General features: G+C 61.8%; 13 protein-coding genes. 7 read left to right on the forward strand and 6 right to left on the reverse strand.

Annotated features, from left to right (window positions below):
• Positions 1 to 57 precede the first annotated feature (57 nt).
• The 3 genes from D0Y96_RS06415 (at position 58) to D0Y96_RS06425 (ending at position 3,244) form a co-directional block, all read left to right on the forward strand.
• Entirely contained in the window at positions 58 to 1,251 is a 1,194-nt protein-coding gene (locus tag D0Y96_RS06415; RefSeq protein WP_117298499.1) for an acyl-CoA dehydrogenase family protein, read from the forward strand.
• A gap of 173 nt (positions 1,252 to 1,424) precedes the next feature.
• The gene (locus D0Y96_RS06420) at positions 1,425 to 2,585 is read left to right on the forward strand and encodes an OpgC family protein (RefSeq protein WP_117298500.1); all 1,161 of its coding nucleotides are present in this window, start codon (positions 1,425 to 1,427) and stop codon (positions 2,583 to 2,585) included.
• A gap of 26 nt (positions 2,586 to 2,611) precedes the next feature.
• Positions 2,612 to 3,244, forward strand: a complete 633-nt coding sequence (locus D0Y96_RS06425; protein WP_117298501.1) for a cation efflux transmembrane domain-containing protein — start codon at positions 2,612 to 2,614, stop codon at positions 3,242 to 3,244.
• Between the two features lie 87 nt (positions 3,245 to 3,331).
• Here the strand turns inward: D0Y96_RS06425 and mqnE are convergent, their stop codons facing one another.
• Entirely contained in the window at positions 3,332 to 4,468 is a 1,137-nt protein-coding gene (gene mqnE / locus D0Y96_RS06430; protein WP_434090771.1) for an aminofutalosine synthase MqnE, read from the reverse strand.
• 266 nt (positions 4,469 to 4,734) lie between these two features.
• Between mqnE and D0Y96_RS06435 the strand changes: the two genes are divergently transcribed.
• Entirely contained in the window at positions 4,735 to 5,283 is a 549-nt protein-coding gene (locus tag D0Y96_RS06435) for a hypothetical protein (RefSeq protein WP_147324949.1), read from the forward strand.
• A gap of 6 nt (positions 5,284 to 5,289) precedes the next feature.
• Here D0Y96_RS06435 and D0Y96_RS06440 read toward each other — a convergent pair whose 3' ends face one another.
• From D0Y96_RS06440 to D0Y96_RS06455, 4 genes are all read right to left on the reverse strand, one after another.
• Entirely contained in the window at positions 5,290 to 5,802 is a 513-nt protein-coding gene (locus D0Y96_RS06440; RefSeq protein ID WP_158562261.1) for a GNAT family N-acetyltransferase, read from the reverse strand.
• A gap of 10 nt (positions 5,803 to 5,812) precedes the next feature.
• Positions 5,813 to 7,804, reverse strand: a complete 1,992-nt coding sequence (locus D0Y96_RS06445) for a WD40/YVTN/BNR-like repeat-containing protein (protein WP_252263520.1) — start codon at positions 7,802 to 7,804, stop codon at positions 5,813 to 5,815.
• 214 nt (positions 7,805 to 8,018) lie between these two features.
• Entirely contained in the window at positions 8,019 to 9,716 is a 1,698-nt protein-coding gene (locus D0Y96_RS06450; RefSeq protein WP_117298505.1) for an OmpA family protein, read from the reverse strand.
• A gap of 321 nt (positions 9,717 to 10,037) precedes the next feature.
• Positions 10,038 to 10,610 (reverse strand): NADH-quinone oxidoreductase subunit B, encoded by a 573-nt coding sequence (locus D0Y96_RS06455; RefSeq protein ID WP_117298506.1) that lies wholly within the window; start codon positions 10,608 to 10,610, stop codon positions 10,038 to 10,040.
• Between the two features lie 346 nt (positions 10,611 to 10,956).
• Between D0Y96_RS06455 and D0Y96_RS06460 the strand changes: the two genes are divergently transcribed.
• The 3 genes from D0Y96_RS06460 (at position 10,957) to D0Y96_RS06470 (ending at position 15,685) form a co-directional block, all read left to right on the forward strand.
• Positions 10,957 to 12,333 carry an ammonium transporter gene (locus tag D0Y96_RS06460; protein ID WP_286676387.1) on the forward strand — a complete coding sequence of 459 codons (1,377 nt, stop codon included), beginning with the start codon at positions 10,957 to 10,959 and terminating at the stop codon, positions 12,331 to 12,333.
• Positions 12,334 to 12,372: 39 nt separating this feature from the next.
• Complete coding sequence (locus D0Y96_RS06465) at positions 12,373 to 12,711, forward strand: P-II family nitrogen regulator (RefSeq protein WP_117298508.1); 339 nt, start codon at positions 12,373 to 12,375, stop codon at positions 12,709 to 12,711.
• A 382-nt stretch (positions 12,712 to 13,093) separates the two neighbouring features.
• Positions 13,094 to 15,685: a [protein-PII] uridylyltransferase family protein gene (locus D0Y96_RS06470; protein WP_117298509.1), complete on the forward strand. Its 2,592-nt coding sequence runs from the start codon at positions 13,094 to 13,096 to the stop codon at positions 15,683 to 15,685.
• A 48-nt stretch (positions 15,686 to 15,733) separates the two neighbouring features.
• Here the strand turns inward: D0Y96_RS06470 and D0Y96_RS06475 are convergent, their stop codons facing one another.
• Positions 15,734 to 16,009 (reverse strand): metal/formaldehyde-sensitive transcriptional repressor, encoded by a 276-nt coding sequence (locus tag D0Y96_RS06475; RefSeq protein ID WP_117298510.1) that lies wholly within the window; start codon positions 16,007 to 16,009, stop codon positions 15,734 to 15,736.
• Between the last annotated feature and the right edge of the window lie 19 nt (positions 16,010 to 16,028).

Here is a 16,028-nt window from a genome sequence, read left to right on the forward strand (position 1 = left end):
TCCCTGCCGCTCTGATACGCTGAAGAGTTTTCATCTCCACCCGGAGCGTGTCCACCCATGGCCTTCAAATTCAAAGGCGTCGACTTCATCGGCTTCGACCGTCTGCTCAGCGACGATGAACGTCTCTCCCGCGACACCGCCCGCCAGTTCATCGAAGACAATCTCATTCCCATCATCGAGGAGTGCAACCGCGAAGGCCGCTTTCCCCGCGAGCTCGTCCCGCAGATGGGCCAGCTCGGCTTCTTCGGCGCCAATCTGCACGGCTACGGCTGCGCCGGCATGTCCAATGTCGAATACGGCCTCGTCATGCAGGAGTTCGAGCGCGGCGACTCCGGCGTGCGCAGCTTCGTCAGCGTGCAGTCGGCTCTCGTCATGTACCCCATCTACACCTTCGGCTCCGCCGAGCAGAAAGACGAGTGGCTTCCAAAGCTTGCCACCGGTGAAAAACTCGGCTGCTTCGGGCTGACCGAGCCCGACTTCGGATCAAACCCGGGCGGGATGCGCACCCGCGCCGAGAAAAGCGGCGACGAGTACATCCTCAACGGCGAAAAGATGTGGATCACCTCCGGCACCATTGCCGACGTCGCCGTCATCTGGGCCAAAGTAAAGGAAGATGGAGAGGAGACAGGCGATGGCCTGGTGCGCGGCTTCCTCGTCGAGACCGGCCGCCCCGGCTTCACCGCCTTCGATGTCCACGGCAAGTGGTCTCTGCGCGCCTCCGTCACCTCGGGGCTGTCGCTTCAGGACGTCCGCATTCCGGCAAAGAATCTCCTGCCCGGAACCGGCGGCCTCAAATCGCCGCTCATGTGCCTCAATCAGGCTCGCTACGGCATCAGCTGGGGAGCCATCGGCGCGGCTATGTCCTGCTACGATACCGCCTTACAGTACTCGCTGCTGCGCAAGCAGTTCCGCGACGAGCCCATCGCCGGCCACCAGCTCGTACAGGAAAAGCTGACCTGGATGATCTCCGAGATCACCAAGGCGCAGCTTCTGGCCCTCCAGGTCGGCCGCCTGAAAGACGAAGGCCGCGTCGGCCACGAGCACATCTCCATGGCCAAGCGCAACAATGTGTGGATGGCGCTCGAATGCGCCCGCCTTGCCCGCGACATCCTCGGCGGCAATGGCATCACCGACGATTACCCGGTCATGCGCCACATGATGAACCTCGAATCGGTGAAAACCTATGAGGGTACACACGATATCCATACCCTCATCATCGGTCAGAGCCTCACCGGTATACCGGCGTACTGAAGCCGCCGTCCATATCGCCAAATTGCCGGACAATCCGGCTCAATCCGGGCATAAAAAACAGCCGCAGATAAACTTTCTGCTCTCCTCTCGCGCAGCGCAGGAGAACTGCGCCGTCTGCGCAACGCCTCCGTGGTTCCGGCGTCTAAGTGAGAAGTAGTTCCTCACGCACCTTTATGCATCTGCCACGGCTTGAGCGACGGCCCGAACTCGACGCGCTGCGAGGATTGTTCCTCGTATGGATGACGCTGACGCATCTGCCGACGCGCTTTGCCGATCTCGTCAACCAGCCCATCGGCTTTCTCTCCTCCGCTGAGGGCTTCGTCTTCATGTCCGCTCTGCTCGTCGGCCGCATCTATATCCGCGAAATCCAGCAGGGCGACGAGGCCGGCGTTCACCGTAAGCTCTTCAAGCGCTCGCTGAAGATCTACGGCTACCACCTGCTCCTTCTCTTCTTCGCCTTCACCATCGCCGCCGCCTATGCCGTGCATACGCACAAGGCCGCGCTCACCAACCTGCTCGACTTCTACCTCGCGCACCCCGCGACCGCCATCGTCGGCTCGGTGCTGCTGCTTTACTGTCCGCCTCTGCTCGACATTCTGCCGATGTACGTCATCTTTCTTGTCTTCACCCCAGTCGTTCTCTCCGCGGCCGTGCGCTTCGGCTGGAGGAAGATTCTCGCCGCAAGCGCTCTCGTCTGGCTGCTCGCGCAGTTCGGCCTGCGCGACTACGTTCACAACTGGATCGTTCACCTCACGCACCTTCACATCCCGCTGCAGGAGACCGGAGCCTTCAATCTCTTTGCATGGCAGGCCGTCTGGACCGTCGGCCTCTGGCTCGGAGCCGAGCTGGCCTACGACCGCTTCCCGCTCCGCAAAGTGCCTCGCTGGGCCGTCGCCATCTGCTTTCTCATTTGTCTTCTCTTTATCGGAATCCGCTTCAGCTGGCTGGGCCCGAACATGACGCCGCAGTCCTTCGGTCTGCAGCTCGATAAGTGGCAGATCGGCCCGCTGCGCGTCGTCAATCTCATCTGCTTCACCATCGTCTTTTACTGGCTGCGCAAGTATGTCATCCGGGTCGTCTCGCGCGAGCCGCTGCTCACCCTCGGCAAAGCCTCGCTGCAGGTCTTCTGCGCGCATCTCTTTTTCGTCTTCGTGGGCCTCGCGCTGCTCTATGGAGAGGTCGAGCAGCTCCACGGCTGGACCGCCGTCATTCTCCTCGTCGTCACCTTTGTTTCGCTCACCTGGGTCGCCGCGCGCGAGGTCCGCAAACGCCGCGACAAAAAGAACCAGCCCGCCACGCCGCACGTTGCCGAGCCGCAAAGCGTTTCGCGATAGCGCCCGCGTTATGCTGAGATGCAGGTATGTCTGAGCTCACCCGGATCGGCTCGCCGTCTTCTGCAGCCTGCCGCCCTGCGCGCCGCTCCGTTGTCTTTTGGCTTCAGGGCATCACCCTGTTCTGGATGCTTATCGAGTGCGGCCTCTCGCTCTATGCCGCGGCCTCCGCGCACAGTCCGGCCATGTTCGCCTTCGGCTCGGACAGCCTTGTTGAGCTGCTCTCCGCCACCGTCGTTCTCCTGCCTCTGCTGCCGGGAATCGCCTTCTCCGAGCTGCGCGCGGCCCGCATCGCCGGAATTCTGCTCTACGTTCTTGCCGCCGTAGTCTCTGTTATCGCCGCTGCCTCACTCATTCTTCATCAACATCCGGAGACGAGCTGCGTCGGCATCGGCACCACCCTCGCCGCGCTCGTCATCATGCCTCTGCTCGCCGGGCTCAAGCGCAGAGAGGCGCGCCGCAGCGGCAATGCCGCGCTCGCCGCAGATGCGGTGCAGTCCGCAACCTGCGCATACCTTGCGGCCATCGCACTCACCGGCCTCGCCGTGAATGCGCTCTTTCACATCGCGTGGTTTGATTCCCTCGCCGCGCTCGCCGCCGTTCCCTTTCTCATAAAGGAAGGCCGCGCAGCACGCCAGGGACACGTCTGTCACTGCTGCTGACAGCCTCTGCGTTCGACAAGCGCAGCAGCAGCACGTCCGGACGCAGGGGGTTCAGGCAAAGATAAGCAGTTTGTGCAGGGACAGCTCTTACACGGCCACCGTAAAGCTGTCTTCCGTCCGCGTCACCGCGCGATAGAGCGTGTCCCGCTCCACCGGAACGCGCCCGGCCTCAGTGATCAGCCGCATCAGATCCTGGCGGCGCATCCCCTGCGGCGTGGTGGCGCCGGCGTCGTGATAAATCTTCTCCTCGATCACCGTGCCGTCGATGTCGTCGGCTCCAAAACGCAGAGCGATCTGCGCAATCTTCGCCGTCATCATCTGCCAGTAGGCCTTGATGTGCGGGAAGTTGTCGAGCAGCAGCCGGCTCACCGCAATCTGCCGGATATCGGTCAGTCCCGTCGTGCGCGGCAGATGCTCGAGCGGCGTGTTGTCCGGATGAAATGCCAGCGGGATGAATGTCTGAAAGCCGTGCGTATCGTCCTGCACCGCACGCAGCTTCAGCAGATGATCCACGCGGTCCTCATCGTTCTCGATGTGCCCGTACAGCATCGTCGCATTCGACTTCAGCCCCGCCTGGTGGGCCATCCGCGCCGTCTCCAGCCACTCGTCGCCGTCGATCTTGTGATCGCAGATGATGTGCCGCACGCGGTCGGCAAAGATCTCCGCGCCGCCCCCCGGCATTGAATCCACGCCCGCCTCTTTCAGCTTCTCGAGCGTCTGCGGAATCGTCAGCTTCGCGCGCTTCGCCAGAAACGCAATCTCGACCATCGTGAATGCCTTGATGTGCACTTGGGGAAACCGCACCTTCAGCCCGCGCACCAGATCGAGAAAGTACTCGAAGGGCAGGTCCGGATGCAGTCCGCCGACAATATGGAACTCCGTCACCGCTTCGCTGTATCCCGAAGCCGCCGTCTCCCACGCCTGCTCCAGCGCCATCGTGTATGAGCCGGGAGTGTCCTTCTTTCTGCCGAAGGCGCACAGGCGGCACGCTGCCACGCACACATTGGTGGGATTGATGTGACGATTGACGTTGAAGTACGCCACATCTCCCTGCAGCTTTTCGCGCACATTATTCGCCAGCCATCCCACAGCCAGAATGTCGGACGAGCCATACAGCGCGAGGCCATCCTCCGCGCTGAGGCGCTCACCGGCAAACACCTTATCGGCAACTCTGTGCAGCCGCGAATCGTCTGTCTGAAAGGGACGCCGTTCCGTAGTCATCATCTTCTTTATGATACTTCAGCTCGCTCACTGAACCCGCGCGCAGACTCCGGTTCGTGTCCTCGTCCTGCTGGTCCAGTGGAAGCAAAGAGCCGGGCGCTCACAGCGTGTCGTACGCTCCGCTGATAGGATAGCGTTTGCACCTGTTGCCGGAACCGCAGCCGCAAAGCACGGCTGCCGCTACCGGTTTATTTTGCCTTGCTCCTGACCGAAACCGGTATATTCGACAGGGGAAGTGTCTACATCACATCGCTGTTCGTGGGAGCTGATTGCGTCGATTCCTTGCTCAACTGGCCTTGTCTGCCGTGCTGCTGTGCGGCAGCGGAATCGCGTTGTCGGCCCAGGCGCGAAAGCCCGCGGTCTTTCCATCGCTCACCAGCTACAGCCTCGACCGGCAAAAGGTCGATATGCCTTCGGGATTCGAAGGGCAGATTGATCTGCTCATGATCTCCTTCCAGGCCGAGCAGCAGAAAGATCTCGAAACCTGGTTTCCTGTCGCTCAGGCCATTCAGCACTCCAACTTCAGCTTCCGCTACTACCGCCTGCCCGTCTCCGCTCGCGAAAATATGCTCTTTCGCTGGTGGGAGGTCTCTTCGATGCGCAGCGACGAGACCGATCCCGAAACCTGGCACTGGATCGTTCCCCTCTTCGTCGACAAGAACAGCTTCCGCCAAAGCCTGCAGATTCCCGACGAGCGTCAGATTGCTCTTCTGCTGACCGACAGGCAGGGACACGTTCTCTGGCAGGCCTACGGCCCGCTCACTCCGGAAAAGAAAGCGTCGCTTCTGGCCGCCGTCGCAGCCACGCATCAGAACTGACGGCTCTTATCGCTTCGCCGCCGAGAGCGGCTTTTCCATCACCAGAGCATCGAGCGTTCCCATGTAGAACCCTCGAATCCGTCCCGTCTGTTTGTAGCCGTGGCGAAGATAAAACTTCTGCGCGGCGACATTGTCCACCGCTACTTCCAGACGAATCGACGCCGCTCCGGCCTCGTGCAGACGATGCTCCGCCATTTCCATCAGCATGCTGCCCACGCCGCGGCCCCGCAGCGCCGGATCGACGTCGATCGTGATGATGTGGCCCAGCGGGCACCCTTCATGAAAGACGCGGCCTGCAATCACGAAGCCCGCAATACGCGCGCTCTCCGGTCCGGCAGAGCACTCCTCCGCGAGCAGAGAGATGCTCTTCGGATGCAGCAGAAAATAGCGCAGCTCGGTTCGGGAGTAAGCAATCCCCGGCCGGAAACAGACCTGGTCGAGCACGAAGAGCGCGTCCAGATCTTCGCGGCGTATCTCGCGAAGAACGATGCCTGCCCGAAGATGGACTTCGCTTCGCACTTCCAGGCCTTTATCGCTTCGCGTTCACGGCTACCGGAGTACCCTCGGCCGCATGCTCCGGCTGCATCACCACACCGTTATAGAGCGATGCCGCCACCATGTGGCCGTTGAGCGAGCGCACCGTATGCACCTTCCATCCGGTGTTCCACCACTTCCAGTCGCCGCCGCTGGCCGGCACGGCGAAGATCAGCGTCGTCTGGCTCGAGGTCACAATCACGCGCTTTCTCTCCGAATCCCACGAAAGGCCGTTCACGGCCACCACCGGCACTTCCTTTTTGAAGGTCCACGTATGCCCCTGGTCGGTGCTGTAAAAGATGCCTTCGCGGCCTCCCGCCCAGAGCGTGCCGTCCGGCGTGAACAGCAGCGCCTGCAGCGAGCTCAGACCGCGCGGAAAGGCCGTCAGCTCCCAGGACCGCCCCGCATCATGCGAGACCATCATGCCCACGCGCCGCCCGGCAAAAACCGTCGATCCATTCACCGCAAACAGTGTGTAGTCGGTTGCCGCCAGCGTCGTCGCCTGCCATGAATTCCCCTGATCGGTGCTCCGGTACACCCCACCCGAGGTCGCCGCATACCACACGTCGCCCGTCAGCGAGAGCGAATGGATTCTCCCATTCATAATGGCATCGGGAGCCGCAACCGGTGCGGCGCTCGGAGGCGCGTGCCGGCCACGATGGTTCGTCCGCGCGTTCCTGCTGTTGCTGCGCCTGTGCTCTGCCGGAGCCGCCACAGAAGCGACCGTTCCCGAAGGCATCCAGGCCGATCCGTTCCACCGGAAGATGCCGCGGCTGGTGCCGGCCAGCAGCGTGCCATCGGTGGTCTGCGCCAGGCTGAACACATCGCGCCCGTCAAGGCCGGAGCTCTGCTGCTTCCAGGTATGTCCGCCGTCGCTGCTGGCAAAGACGCCGCCATAGGTCTTGTCGTTCACCACCCCGGCATACATCGTGTCGCTGCCCGATGAGCCGGTCAGCAGAGCAGCCACCTGGCGCTGCGAAAACCCGGCATTCGACGCCTCAAAGGTAGCCCCGGCATCCTCGCTCGACAGCACTCCGCTGCGGTCCGTCGCCAGCACCACATGCTTCGGGTCCCGCGGATCGATGTACACGTCGTTGATGATGACATCCGGCCCCGTCGTGCGTGTCCAGTTCGTGCCGCCGTCCGTCGTCTTGTACAGGCCCTCTGTCGTGCCCGCGTATACGGTGTTGCGATCTTTGGGGTCCATCATCAGCACGCGTGTGCGGCGCGCCGTCGAGGGAATGCCCTGCACCTTGCGAAACTCGCTTCCGCCATCGTCGGTGCGATAGATCCCTGAACAGGCGCTGGCAAAGACCACGCTGGGACGGCTCGGGTCGATGACGATCGAAAAAACATCCGAATCATCGATCACGCCCTTGTGAATGTTGAACCAGTTCCTGCCGCCGTCCGTCGTCTTCCACGGCAGGTGCCACGTGCCCGCATAAATCGTGTGCGGATCATACGGATCGATTGCGATCGACTCCACCTCATGCACTTCCGTGCTGCCCGGAGGACTGATCTCGCTCCAGTGCGCGCCCTTGTCCTCGCTCCGGTAAACACCGCTCAGCGTTCCCGCCACCAGCACTTTGGGGTTCGACGGAGCCTGCGCCAGGGCCAGCACCGACTGCCCCTTCATCGGAGCGCTCGGAGTCCACGTCACTCCGCTGTCCTGGCTGATATAAACGCCGCCTCCGGCGTGGCCCAGCTCCCACACGCCCGCAATCAGCGTCTTCGCGTCGGATTCATCCACCACCAGGCTGTCGACGACCAGATCGTCATCTCCGTCCAGCCGCGCCAGCCTCGACCAGCTCGCTCCGGCATCGCTCGAAGCATAGATCCATCCATTCGTCGTGCCGAGATAGAGATGCCCCGGGCTCGATGGATCGGAGGCAAAACTCCTGGCATCGCCGCCGTCCGGACCGACGCTCGGCCACCACGTCTCTGCCGCATGTGCCGGAACAACGAGCGCCAAAAGGAAAAGGGACAAGGCGGAAAGAAAAATTCGCAACTGCGTTCGCTTCATCGTGAGATTCAGAGTGCCGGGAAGACACGGCTGAATCTATCGTATCGCGGTCCGGGTACGGCAGGCGGCAGGAGCATCTTTTCAGTAAGAAACCGTAAAGAAAAAGGCCGGCCGGTTTCCCGGTCGGCCTTTTGATCCGCCTGCTTTCACAGAACGGGTTGTTCTCCCCGCAGCGGAACTACTGCTTCTTAGCCGCGTGGTGATGGTGGTGGTGGTGAGCCGGGGCGGCGGTGCGGCGCTGTGCCTTGACTGCCGTCGTATCCACGGCGGTCGTGCCCGGGATATCGGAGTCGAAGTTCGCTCCCGCAGGAACCAGGTAGTTCTCGACCTCGCCCTGAGCAGCCGTTCCGGTGCGCACCTGAATGCGGCTCGGATCGATGCCCTTGTCGGTGACCAGATACTCCTTGGTATTGACCGCGCGCTGCGCTGCCAGATCCACAGCAACGTGGTGGCGATGACGCTTGCTCTCACGCTCTTCTGCAGCCTGCTCCTTCTCGGTCTGGTTGCCGACAACCACCAGGGATGCATCGGACTGACGCTGCGCGTTGAGCGCCACATCATCGAGGCAGGCCTTGGCTTCGTTGTCTACGCGGCCGGGACGACGCTTGTCGTGATCGAACTGAATCGAGCACAGCGTCTGCGTCTTCGGCTGCGGCGGAGGCGCCGGAGCTTCAACGTCGACCGTGGTGGTGGAGGAGGCAGTCTGACCCTTGTCATCCTGCACGCTGCAGGTGACCGTAATCGAGCCAGCTGGTGCGCCGGAGGTCGACAGGGTCGCCGTGTTGCCGGTGCCGCTCACTGATCCAGCGGACGCCGAGTAGCTGTAGGTCAGCGGACGATTCTGCGGGCTCACGCCGGAGGCCGTAATCGTGACGCTGTCGCCGGGCTTTACTGTGGACGGATTCGCAACGCAGCTGACCGTCGGCGGCTCAAACTGCTTCACCGTGAACTGCGAGGTGCAGTCGGCGGACTGTCCGGCCTTCGCGCCCTCGGTCACATGACCGGTGACGGTATAGGAGCCAGCTGCCAGGCTGCCGGTGTCGATCGTCGCAGTGTTGCTCGTGCTGCTGACCGTCAGACCTTGACCGGTCCAGCTGTAGGTTGCAGTCTTCTTGGGATTCAGATTCGATGCCGTGCCGGTAATCGTGATCTGGTCGCCGGGGAAGACGGAGGCCGGGCTCGCCGAGCAGGCATACTGCACCGGAGGCGGCGGAACGATGCTGCCGATGTGCCATACCAGACCGGTGCTCAGACGCGCCGAATCCACATTGGCGCGGCCGCCGAAGGCGACCTCGGGACCAAAGTCGGCGTGGAAGTATTCGTAATCCGCCTGGAAAAGACGAAGTCCGAGGTGATGATTGAAGAACGGCAGGTCGTAATCAAGACCGCCGCCCACCGTCAGCGCCGGGCCCCAGGTCCAGCTGTGCGCCGCGAAAGGCTCATCGTTTGGTCCGGCAAGCCGTACTGCACCCGCCAGCGCATGCACGAAGGGAACCATGCCCTGCGTGGGATAGCGGAAAATCAGACCGCCCTGCATGGTGTACGCGCCATCGTTATTGCCGCTGGGATGAGCGCCGAACTCCACCTGGCCGCCGACATAGCGGTTGAAGTAGTAGGCGCCACTGGCAATTGCGCCCTCATCGATGGACGAATATGTCAGGGGAAGCGAACCTCCGTTCACCAGCGGCGTGGTGACTGTGCCGTGGGGAGCGAGGTACGAATAACCCGCGAAGATGTCAATACGGGAAGCCTGTTGATCGGCCGGGGCCGCAGGCGTCGAAGACGAACTCTGCCCGAAGAGAGTCGTTGCACTGAAAGCTACTGTGCACCCTGCAAGCAGAACCCGGCCCAAAATACTCAACGGACGAGAATTCATGCGTCTATCCTCCGCAACTACTCAAAAGTCAGAAAAATCGACGATCGGATTAAAATGTCAAGAAGCTAAGCGGACAACATCGCAAACGAATGCGTCCGAAGAACCACAGCGTTAAAAAAATTACCACTTTCAGATAGCTTAGAGCATCATTCCGTCGTCCGGCCGCCCTGCAAGTCGCACTTTCCTGCGACGTATCATGGCGGTTACCCCATAGTGTGCCTGCGATAATTACAAATACCGGATCATACGGCCAGTAATCCCGCTGACGAAGACAATGGAACAATCTTCTTTACAGTCAGTTAAATTACTGAAAAATCAAATTTATTGCAAGTTAAGAACCCGTTTCAGGCTTCCGCGCTCATGCTGAATCTTTTCCTGGAGCAGCGTGATGGCATACAGCAGCTGCTCGGGACGCGGAGGACACCCAGGAACATAGATGTCAACGGGGATCACCTGGTTGACTCCCTGCAGCAGCGCATAGTTATTAAATACGCCGCCGGAGGTAGCACAGGCCCCCATCGAGATCACCCACTTCGGTTCCGGCATCTGGTCATACAGCCGGCGAATCACCGGCGCCATCTTCTGCGAGACGCGTCCGGCGATCACAATCAGGTCCGACTGCCGCGGTGAGGCGCGGAATACCTCCGCACCGAAACGCGCCACGTCAAACCGCGAAGCTCCCATCGACATCATTTCGATGGCACAGCATGCCAGTCCGAAAGTCATCGGCCAGATCGAGTTCTTGCGAATCCAGTTGATCGCCGAATCGACCGTGGTCAGGAAAACCCCCTCCGGCTCCTCGTAGCCGTAGCTTGCTTCCTGCACTCTGGCGCGGTTCTTGCCGCTGCTTTCCAGTGACCCGAACAGATACCGGTCACGCAGTTCTTCGCTCATGCCTCTACTATACCTCCGCCTGCGCGCCGCGGAACGCCGCCTGCGCCATTTGTGTCAATATCTTCGCCGCTTTTCAGGCCGGTTTCTGCCCGCGATATATGCGTCGTATATGCGGCCGATAAATTATCTGGATGGCCCCCTGTTCTTTGTTGCCGATTGCGAAAAATGTGTAAAAGTAACTGCAACGCAACAAAGGATTACGGTTCTGCGGCATCCCGGACGTCCCGCCCGCAGGTCCCGTTCATCGGCACCGGCCCGGAAAGGCGGGCGCCGAGCCGGTCTGTATTTGTTTTCAAAGCATCTTTCACGGAGTGTTATGCGTCCGCGTACCGTCAGATTGTTTTTGATGTTGTCTCTCTTCTTCTGTAGCTTTTCCGCGGCAATCGCGCAGACGGCTGCAACCCCTTCTGTCGCCGACCAGCTGAAAACCATCCAGAATCAGGTTGTCGCCGCTCAGTCCTCTGCCGACAACGCCTGGATGCTGGTAAGCACCGCGCTGGTGCTTCTGATGACCGGCCCCGGACTCGCCCTCTTCTACGGCGGCCTCGTTCGTAAAAAGAACATCCTCGCCACCATGATGCAGAGCTTCGCCATGATGGCCATCATCACCGTGCTCTGGGCGCTGCTCACCTACAGTCTGGCCTTCGGCTCCGGCTCCGCCTTTATCGGCGGCCTGCATAATCTCTTCCTGCACGGTGTCGGCCTCGCCCCCGATCCGGCCTATGCGGCCACCATCCCGCTGCAGACCTTCATGGTCTACCAGCTCATGTTCGCCATCATTACTCCGGCGCTCATCACCGGAGCCTTCGCCGAGCGCATGAAGTTCAGCGCCATGGCCCTGTTCCTCACCCTCTGGGCCATCTTTGTCTACTCGCCCATGGCGCACATGGTCTGGGGGAAAGGCGGCCTGCTCAATGCCTCGCTCGGCGGACGCTTCCCCTGCCTCGACTTCGCCGGCGGCACCGTCGTCCACGTCACCTCCGGTGTCTCAGCCCTCGTCTGCGCGCTCTATCTCGGTAAACGCGTCGGCTATCCGCGCGAAGCCATGCCGCCTCACTCCGTCGTGCTGAGCGTTATCGGAGCCTGCATGCTCTGGGTCGGCTGGTTCGGCTTCAACGCGGGCAGCGCTCTCTCTTCCGGAACCCTCGCCACCAGCGCCTTCGTCAACACCCACTTCGCCGCCGCAGCGGCAGCCATCAGCTGGGCCGCAGCCGAATGGATTCGCGCCGGCAAGCCCAGCGCCCTCGGCGCCATCTCCGGCTCGGTCGCCGGACTGGTCGCGATCACCCCCGCGGCCGGCTTCGTGCAGCCCATGTCGGCGATCATCATCGGTCTCATCGCCGGAATCTTCTGCTACTTCATGGTGGTCAAGGTCAAGTCGTGGTTCGGTTACGACGATTCCCTCGACGCCTTCGGCGTTCACGGAGCGGGCGGCACCCTCGGAGCCATCCTGACCGGGGTCTTCGCCACCAGCGCCATCAATCCGATCTTCAAGAATGCCGCCGGCGCTACCCTGCCCTCCGGCGTCGTCGACGGCAACTGGCACCAGCTTCTGAATCAGTTCGTGGGCGTCGCCATTGCCTGGGGCATCTCCATCGTCGGCACGCTGATCCTGCTGAAGATCGTGGACATGGTCGTCGGTCTGCGCGTCACCACCGAGCAGGAGATCGAAGGTCTCGACGTGACGCAGCATGGCGAAGAAGGTTACGATTTCGCATCGTAGGCCACTAACCTGATACCTTGGATATCCGGAACCGAAACTATGCAAAAGATCGAAACCATTATTCAGCCCTCGAAGCTTGATGCCGTCAAGGATGCCCTCCTCGAGGCGGGAATCGAAGGCATGACGATCCTCGAAGCCCGGGGCCACGGCCGCCAGAAGGGGCACACTGAGTTCTACCGCGGCCGCGAATACACCGTCGACCTCCTGCCCAAGATCAAGCTGGAGATGGTGGTGCCCGACGAGCTGGTCGAGAAAGCCATTCAGGCCATCCTCTCTTCGGCGCGCACCGGAAAAATCGGCGACGGCAAAATCTTCGTCTCGAAGATCGACGAAGCCATCCGCATCCGCAACGACGAGCGCGGCACTTCGGCCCTCTGATCCGCGGCTTCCGCGCATCAGGGAAACAGTCTCTCCGGAGACCGGGAAACCGGACTCCGGATCTCTGCTTCGCCTGAGCCGAAACCTCTTCTGAAACCGGCGCGGAGTTCGCAGCGCTGCAGAAATGTCCGCATAGAGCCGGTGATCCGGTCACAGACTCTCTTCAAAATAGGATTTGCACCAGACACGGCCGAAGCCGTGCTGCACATCGACACTCTCGGAAGCTCCGGACTCTGAGACAATAGTTTTCTCTGACGGGAGTACATTTCCCGCGGTCCGTTCAGCCATTGCAGCAGACCGGCGATTTCATTCAGAGAGCTCCTCTGCCCTGCCCGACACTGTTCAGGGACAACATGGGAGATGGACCAACCCACGAAGCCGCATGATCTCTGAGCCCGCCGCTGTTACGCGTCTGCGAAACCTCTATCAGCAGGAGTCCGCACAGCTGCGTCAGGCCTTCGAGCGCACCGGCGACGGTTCGGCCGCGATCCGGCGGCGTGCCCTCAGCGCAGGCCGCCTGCTCTCGCAGCTCTGGGACGATCTGGCTCCGCAGGCCGCCGATGCCGGAGTCGCGCTCATCGCCACCGGCGGCTTCGGCCGCCGCGAGCTCTTTCCCTTCTCCGACGTCGACGTGCTCTGCCTGTGCGCGACCGAAAAGATCGAGCAGGACTTTCGCGAAACCATTCGCGTCGTCGCGCAGTCCCTCTGGGACATCGGTTTCCGCGCCAGCATCACCACCCGCACCATGAAAGAGTGCGAGCGCGTCAATCCCGACAATCTCGAGTTCACCATCTCGCTCCTTGACCGCCGCTTCCTCGCCGGCGATTTCGGTCTCTACAGAAAATTCGAGGGCGACCTGCTCCCCTCCGTCGTTCTCAGCGAGTGGAACACCATCATTCAGAACCTGGCCGAGATCGCGCGCGCCCGCCACACCAAATACGGCAACACCATCCATCACCTCGAGCCGAACATCAAGGAATGCCCCGGCGGCCTGCGCGACTATCACCTCTCCAAATGGCTTACGCTGCTGAACACCCTGCACGATCACAAGCAGTGGCCGCCGCCGACCAACGATTTCTACGGCACGCACGATGAGCCCGAGTCCGCCTACGACTTCCTCGCCGCCACGCGATGTTTTCTCCATTACCGCAGCGGGCGCGACGACAACACGCTGAGCTGGCAGGCGCAGGACGAGGCCGCGGCTCTCAGCATCGGTCTTGAGACCCGCGGTACCTCCGACCCCGCCTACTGGATGCGCACCTATTACCGGGAAGCGCGCATGGTCTTCCGGCGCGCCTGCCTTCTGCTGGATGCCGTGCCCCCGGCGCGCCGCTCCTTTTACCGCCAGTTCCGCCGCCGCCGCACACCCGTCCCGGGAACAGATTTCTTTCTCGAAAACGGCCGCCTTGATCTCGCCGAAGGCGCCACTGTCAATGACGCCGACAGCATGCTGCAGATCTTCGGCTTCATCGCGAGACACGGCTACAAGCTCAGCCAGGCCGCCGAAGACCAGATCACCGACGCCCTTCCCGTGCTCGCCGTGCAGATGCCCGAAGGCCCGTTCCTGTGGAACTGCCTGCGCGACGTCCTGCTCGGCCCCTGGGCAGCGCACGCTCTTCGCACCATGCATGCCCTGGGCATTCTCGAGCTGCTGATCCCTGAATTCCACGGCATCGACTCGCTCGTCATCCGCGACTCATGGCACCGCTATACCGTCGACGAGCATACCTTCCTCGTCATCGACAACGTGCACCGGCTGCTGCAGCCGCAGAATGAATGGGAGAAGCGCCTCGGCAGCCTTCTGCCCGAACTCGACCGCACCGACCTCTTCCTCCTCGGCCTGCTCATGCACGACACCGGCAAGGCGCGCCGCACCGGCGATCACGCCACCTCCAGCGTCGAGCTCTGCGAAAGCCTCTTCGCGCGTCTTGAATTCGACTCCGAAGAGCGCGAGACCATCCGCCGCATCATCCGCAACCATCTGGAGATGTCGGCGGCCCTGCGCCGCGATATCTTCGATCCGGAAAACGTCCGCACCTTTGCCGAAAAGATCGCCAGCCCGCAGCAGCTCAAAATGCTGACGATCATGACCTATGCCGACATCAAATCCGTCTCACCCGAGGCGCTGACCCCGTGGAAGACCGAGAGCCTCTGGCAGCTCTACATGAGCGCGTCCAACTTCTTCGACCGCAGCGTCGACGAGACCCGCTATCACGCAGCCGCCAATCCCGCGCTTCTCAACCGCATCGTCGCTCTCATGCCCGAGCGCTCCGATGAGCTGCGCCTCTTCCTCGAAGGTCTCCCTCAGCGCTATCTGCAGACCCGCCTGCCCGAGCAGATCATCGCCCACTTCCGCATGACCCTTGATCTGCCCCGCGAGCCCATCCAGCTTGCCTTCCGCACCGTGCGCCAGCTCCACGAGATCACGCTCATCACGCCCGACCGCCCGCTGCTCTTCGCCGACATGGCCGGCGTGCTCTCCGCCTGGGGCATGAATATCGTGAAGGCCGATGCCTTCTCCAACGAAGCCGGCGTCATCGTCGATACCTTCCAGTTCACCGATCCCTACAAAACCCTCGAGCTCAACCCGTCAGAGATCGACCGCTTCCTCTCCAGCATTCGTGAAGGCCTCTCCATCCATGCCTCGCTTGAAAAGCTGCTCCGCGCCCGCAGCCACGCATCCAGACGCACGGCGGCAAAGGTAGAGATGGAAACGCGCCTCGAATTCGACAACGCGGCCTCCACGCACAGCACCCTGCTTCAGGTGGTCGCCGAGGATACGCCCGGTCTGCTGCGCGAGATCGCGCTCACCTTCGCCGCCTGCAACTGTGATATCCAGGTGGCCCTCATTGATACGGAAGGCGAGATCGCCATCGACGTCTTCTACCTCACCGCCCACGGCGTCCGGCTTACCGAGGCAGCGCAGCAGGTGCTCTCGCGCGCTCTCCGGCAGGCCCTCGAAAAACTTCGCTGAAGGCCCGCGCCCGCCGTCAGCAGCGCACTCCTTCTCACTCGATCCGGCTTACTTCAGATACGCCCGCACCAGATCGATCAGATCCTCCGCCAGCTCCAGATTCGGCAGCGGCTCCCCCTCGGGCGCCATCATGTGGTTGCGGATATGGTCTTCCAGCACCTCGCCCATCAGGCTGTTGATCCCGCCCCGCACATTCGCCAGCAGCATCAGAATATCCGCGCAGTTGTACTCGCTCTGCAGCGACCGCTCGATCGAGTCCACCTGGCCGCGAATCCGCCTCACCCTCGCCACCAGCTTCTGCTTTTCCTTCTCTTTATGACTCATGCCGTCCCTTATACCATAG

The sequence above is a fragment of the Paracidobacterium acidisoli genome (assembly GCF_003428625.2).
In the GTDB taxonomy this organism is placed as follows: Bacteria; Acidobacteriota; Terriglobia; order Terriglobales; family Acidobacteriaceae; genus Paracidobacterium; species Paracidobacterium acidisoli.

Coding starts and splice junctions, on each gene's coding strand:
- D0Y96_RS06415 (WP_117298499.1), top strand. CDS start 58: ATGGCCTTCAAATTCAAAGGCGTCGACTTCATCGGCTTCGACCGTCTG.
- D0Y96_RS06420 (WP_117298500.1), top strand. CDS start 1,425: ATGCATCTGCCACGGCTTGAGCGACGGCCCGAACTCGACGCGCTGCGA.
- D0Y96_RS06425 (WP_117298501.1), top strand. CDS start 2,612: ATGTCTGAGCTCACCCGGATCGGCTCGCCGTCTTCTGCAGCCTGCCGC.
- mqnE (WP_434090771.1), bottom strand. CDS start 4,468: ATGATGACTACGGAACGGCGTCCCTTTCAGACAGACGATTCGCGGCTG.
- D0Y96_RS06450 (WP_117298505.1), bottom strand. CDS start 9,716: ATGAATTCTCGTCCGTTGAGTATTTTGGGCCGGGTTCTGCTTGCAGGG.
- D0Y96_RS06455 (WP_117298506.1), bottom strand. CDS start 10,610: ATGAGCGAAGAACTGCGTGACCGGTATCTGTTCGGGTCACTGGAAAGC.
- D0Y96_RS06460 (WP_286676387.1), top strand. CDS start 10,957: ATGTTGTCTCTCTTCTTCTGTAGCTTTTCCGCGGCAATCGCGCAGACG.
- D0Y96_RS06465 (WP_117298508.1), top strand. CDS start 12,373: ATGCAAAAGATCGAAACCATTATTCAGCCCTCGAAGCTTGATGCCGTC.
- D0Y96_RS06470 (WP_117298509.1), top strand. CDS start 13,094: ATGATCTCTGAGCCCGCCGCTGTTACGCGTCTGCGAAACCTCTATCAG.
- D0Y96_RS06475 (WP_117298510.1), bottom strand. CDS start 16,009: ATGAGTCATAAAGAGAAGGAAAAGCAGAAGCTGGTGGCGAGGGTGAGG.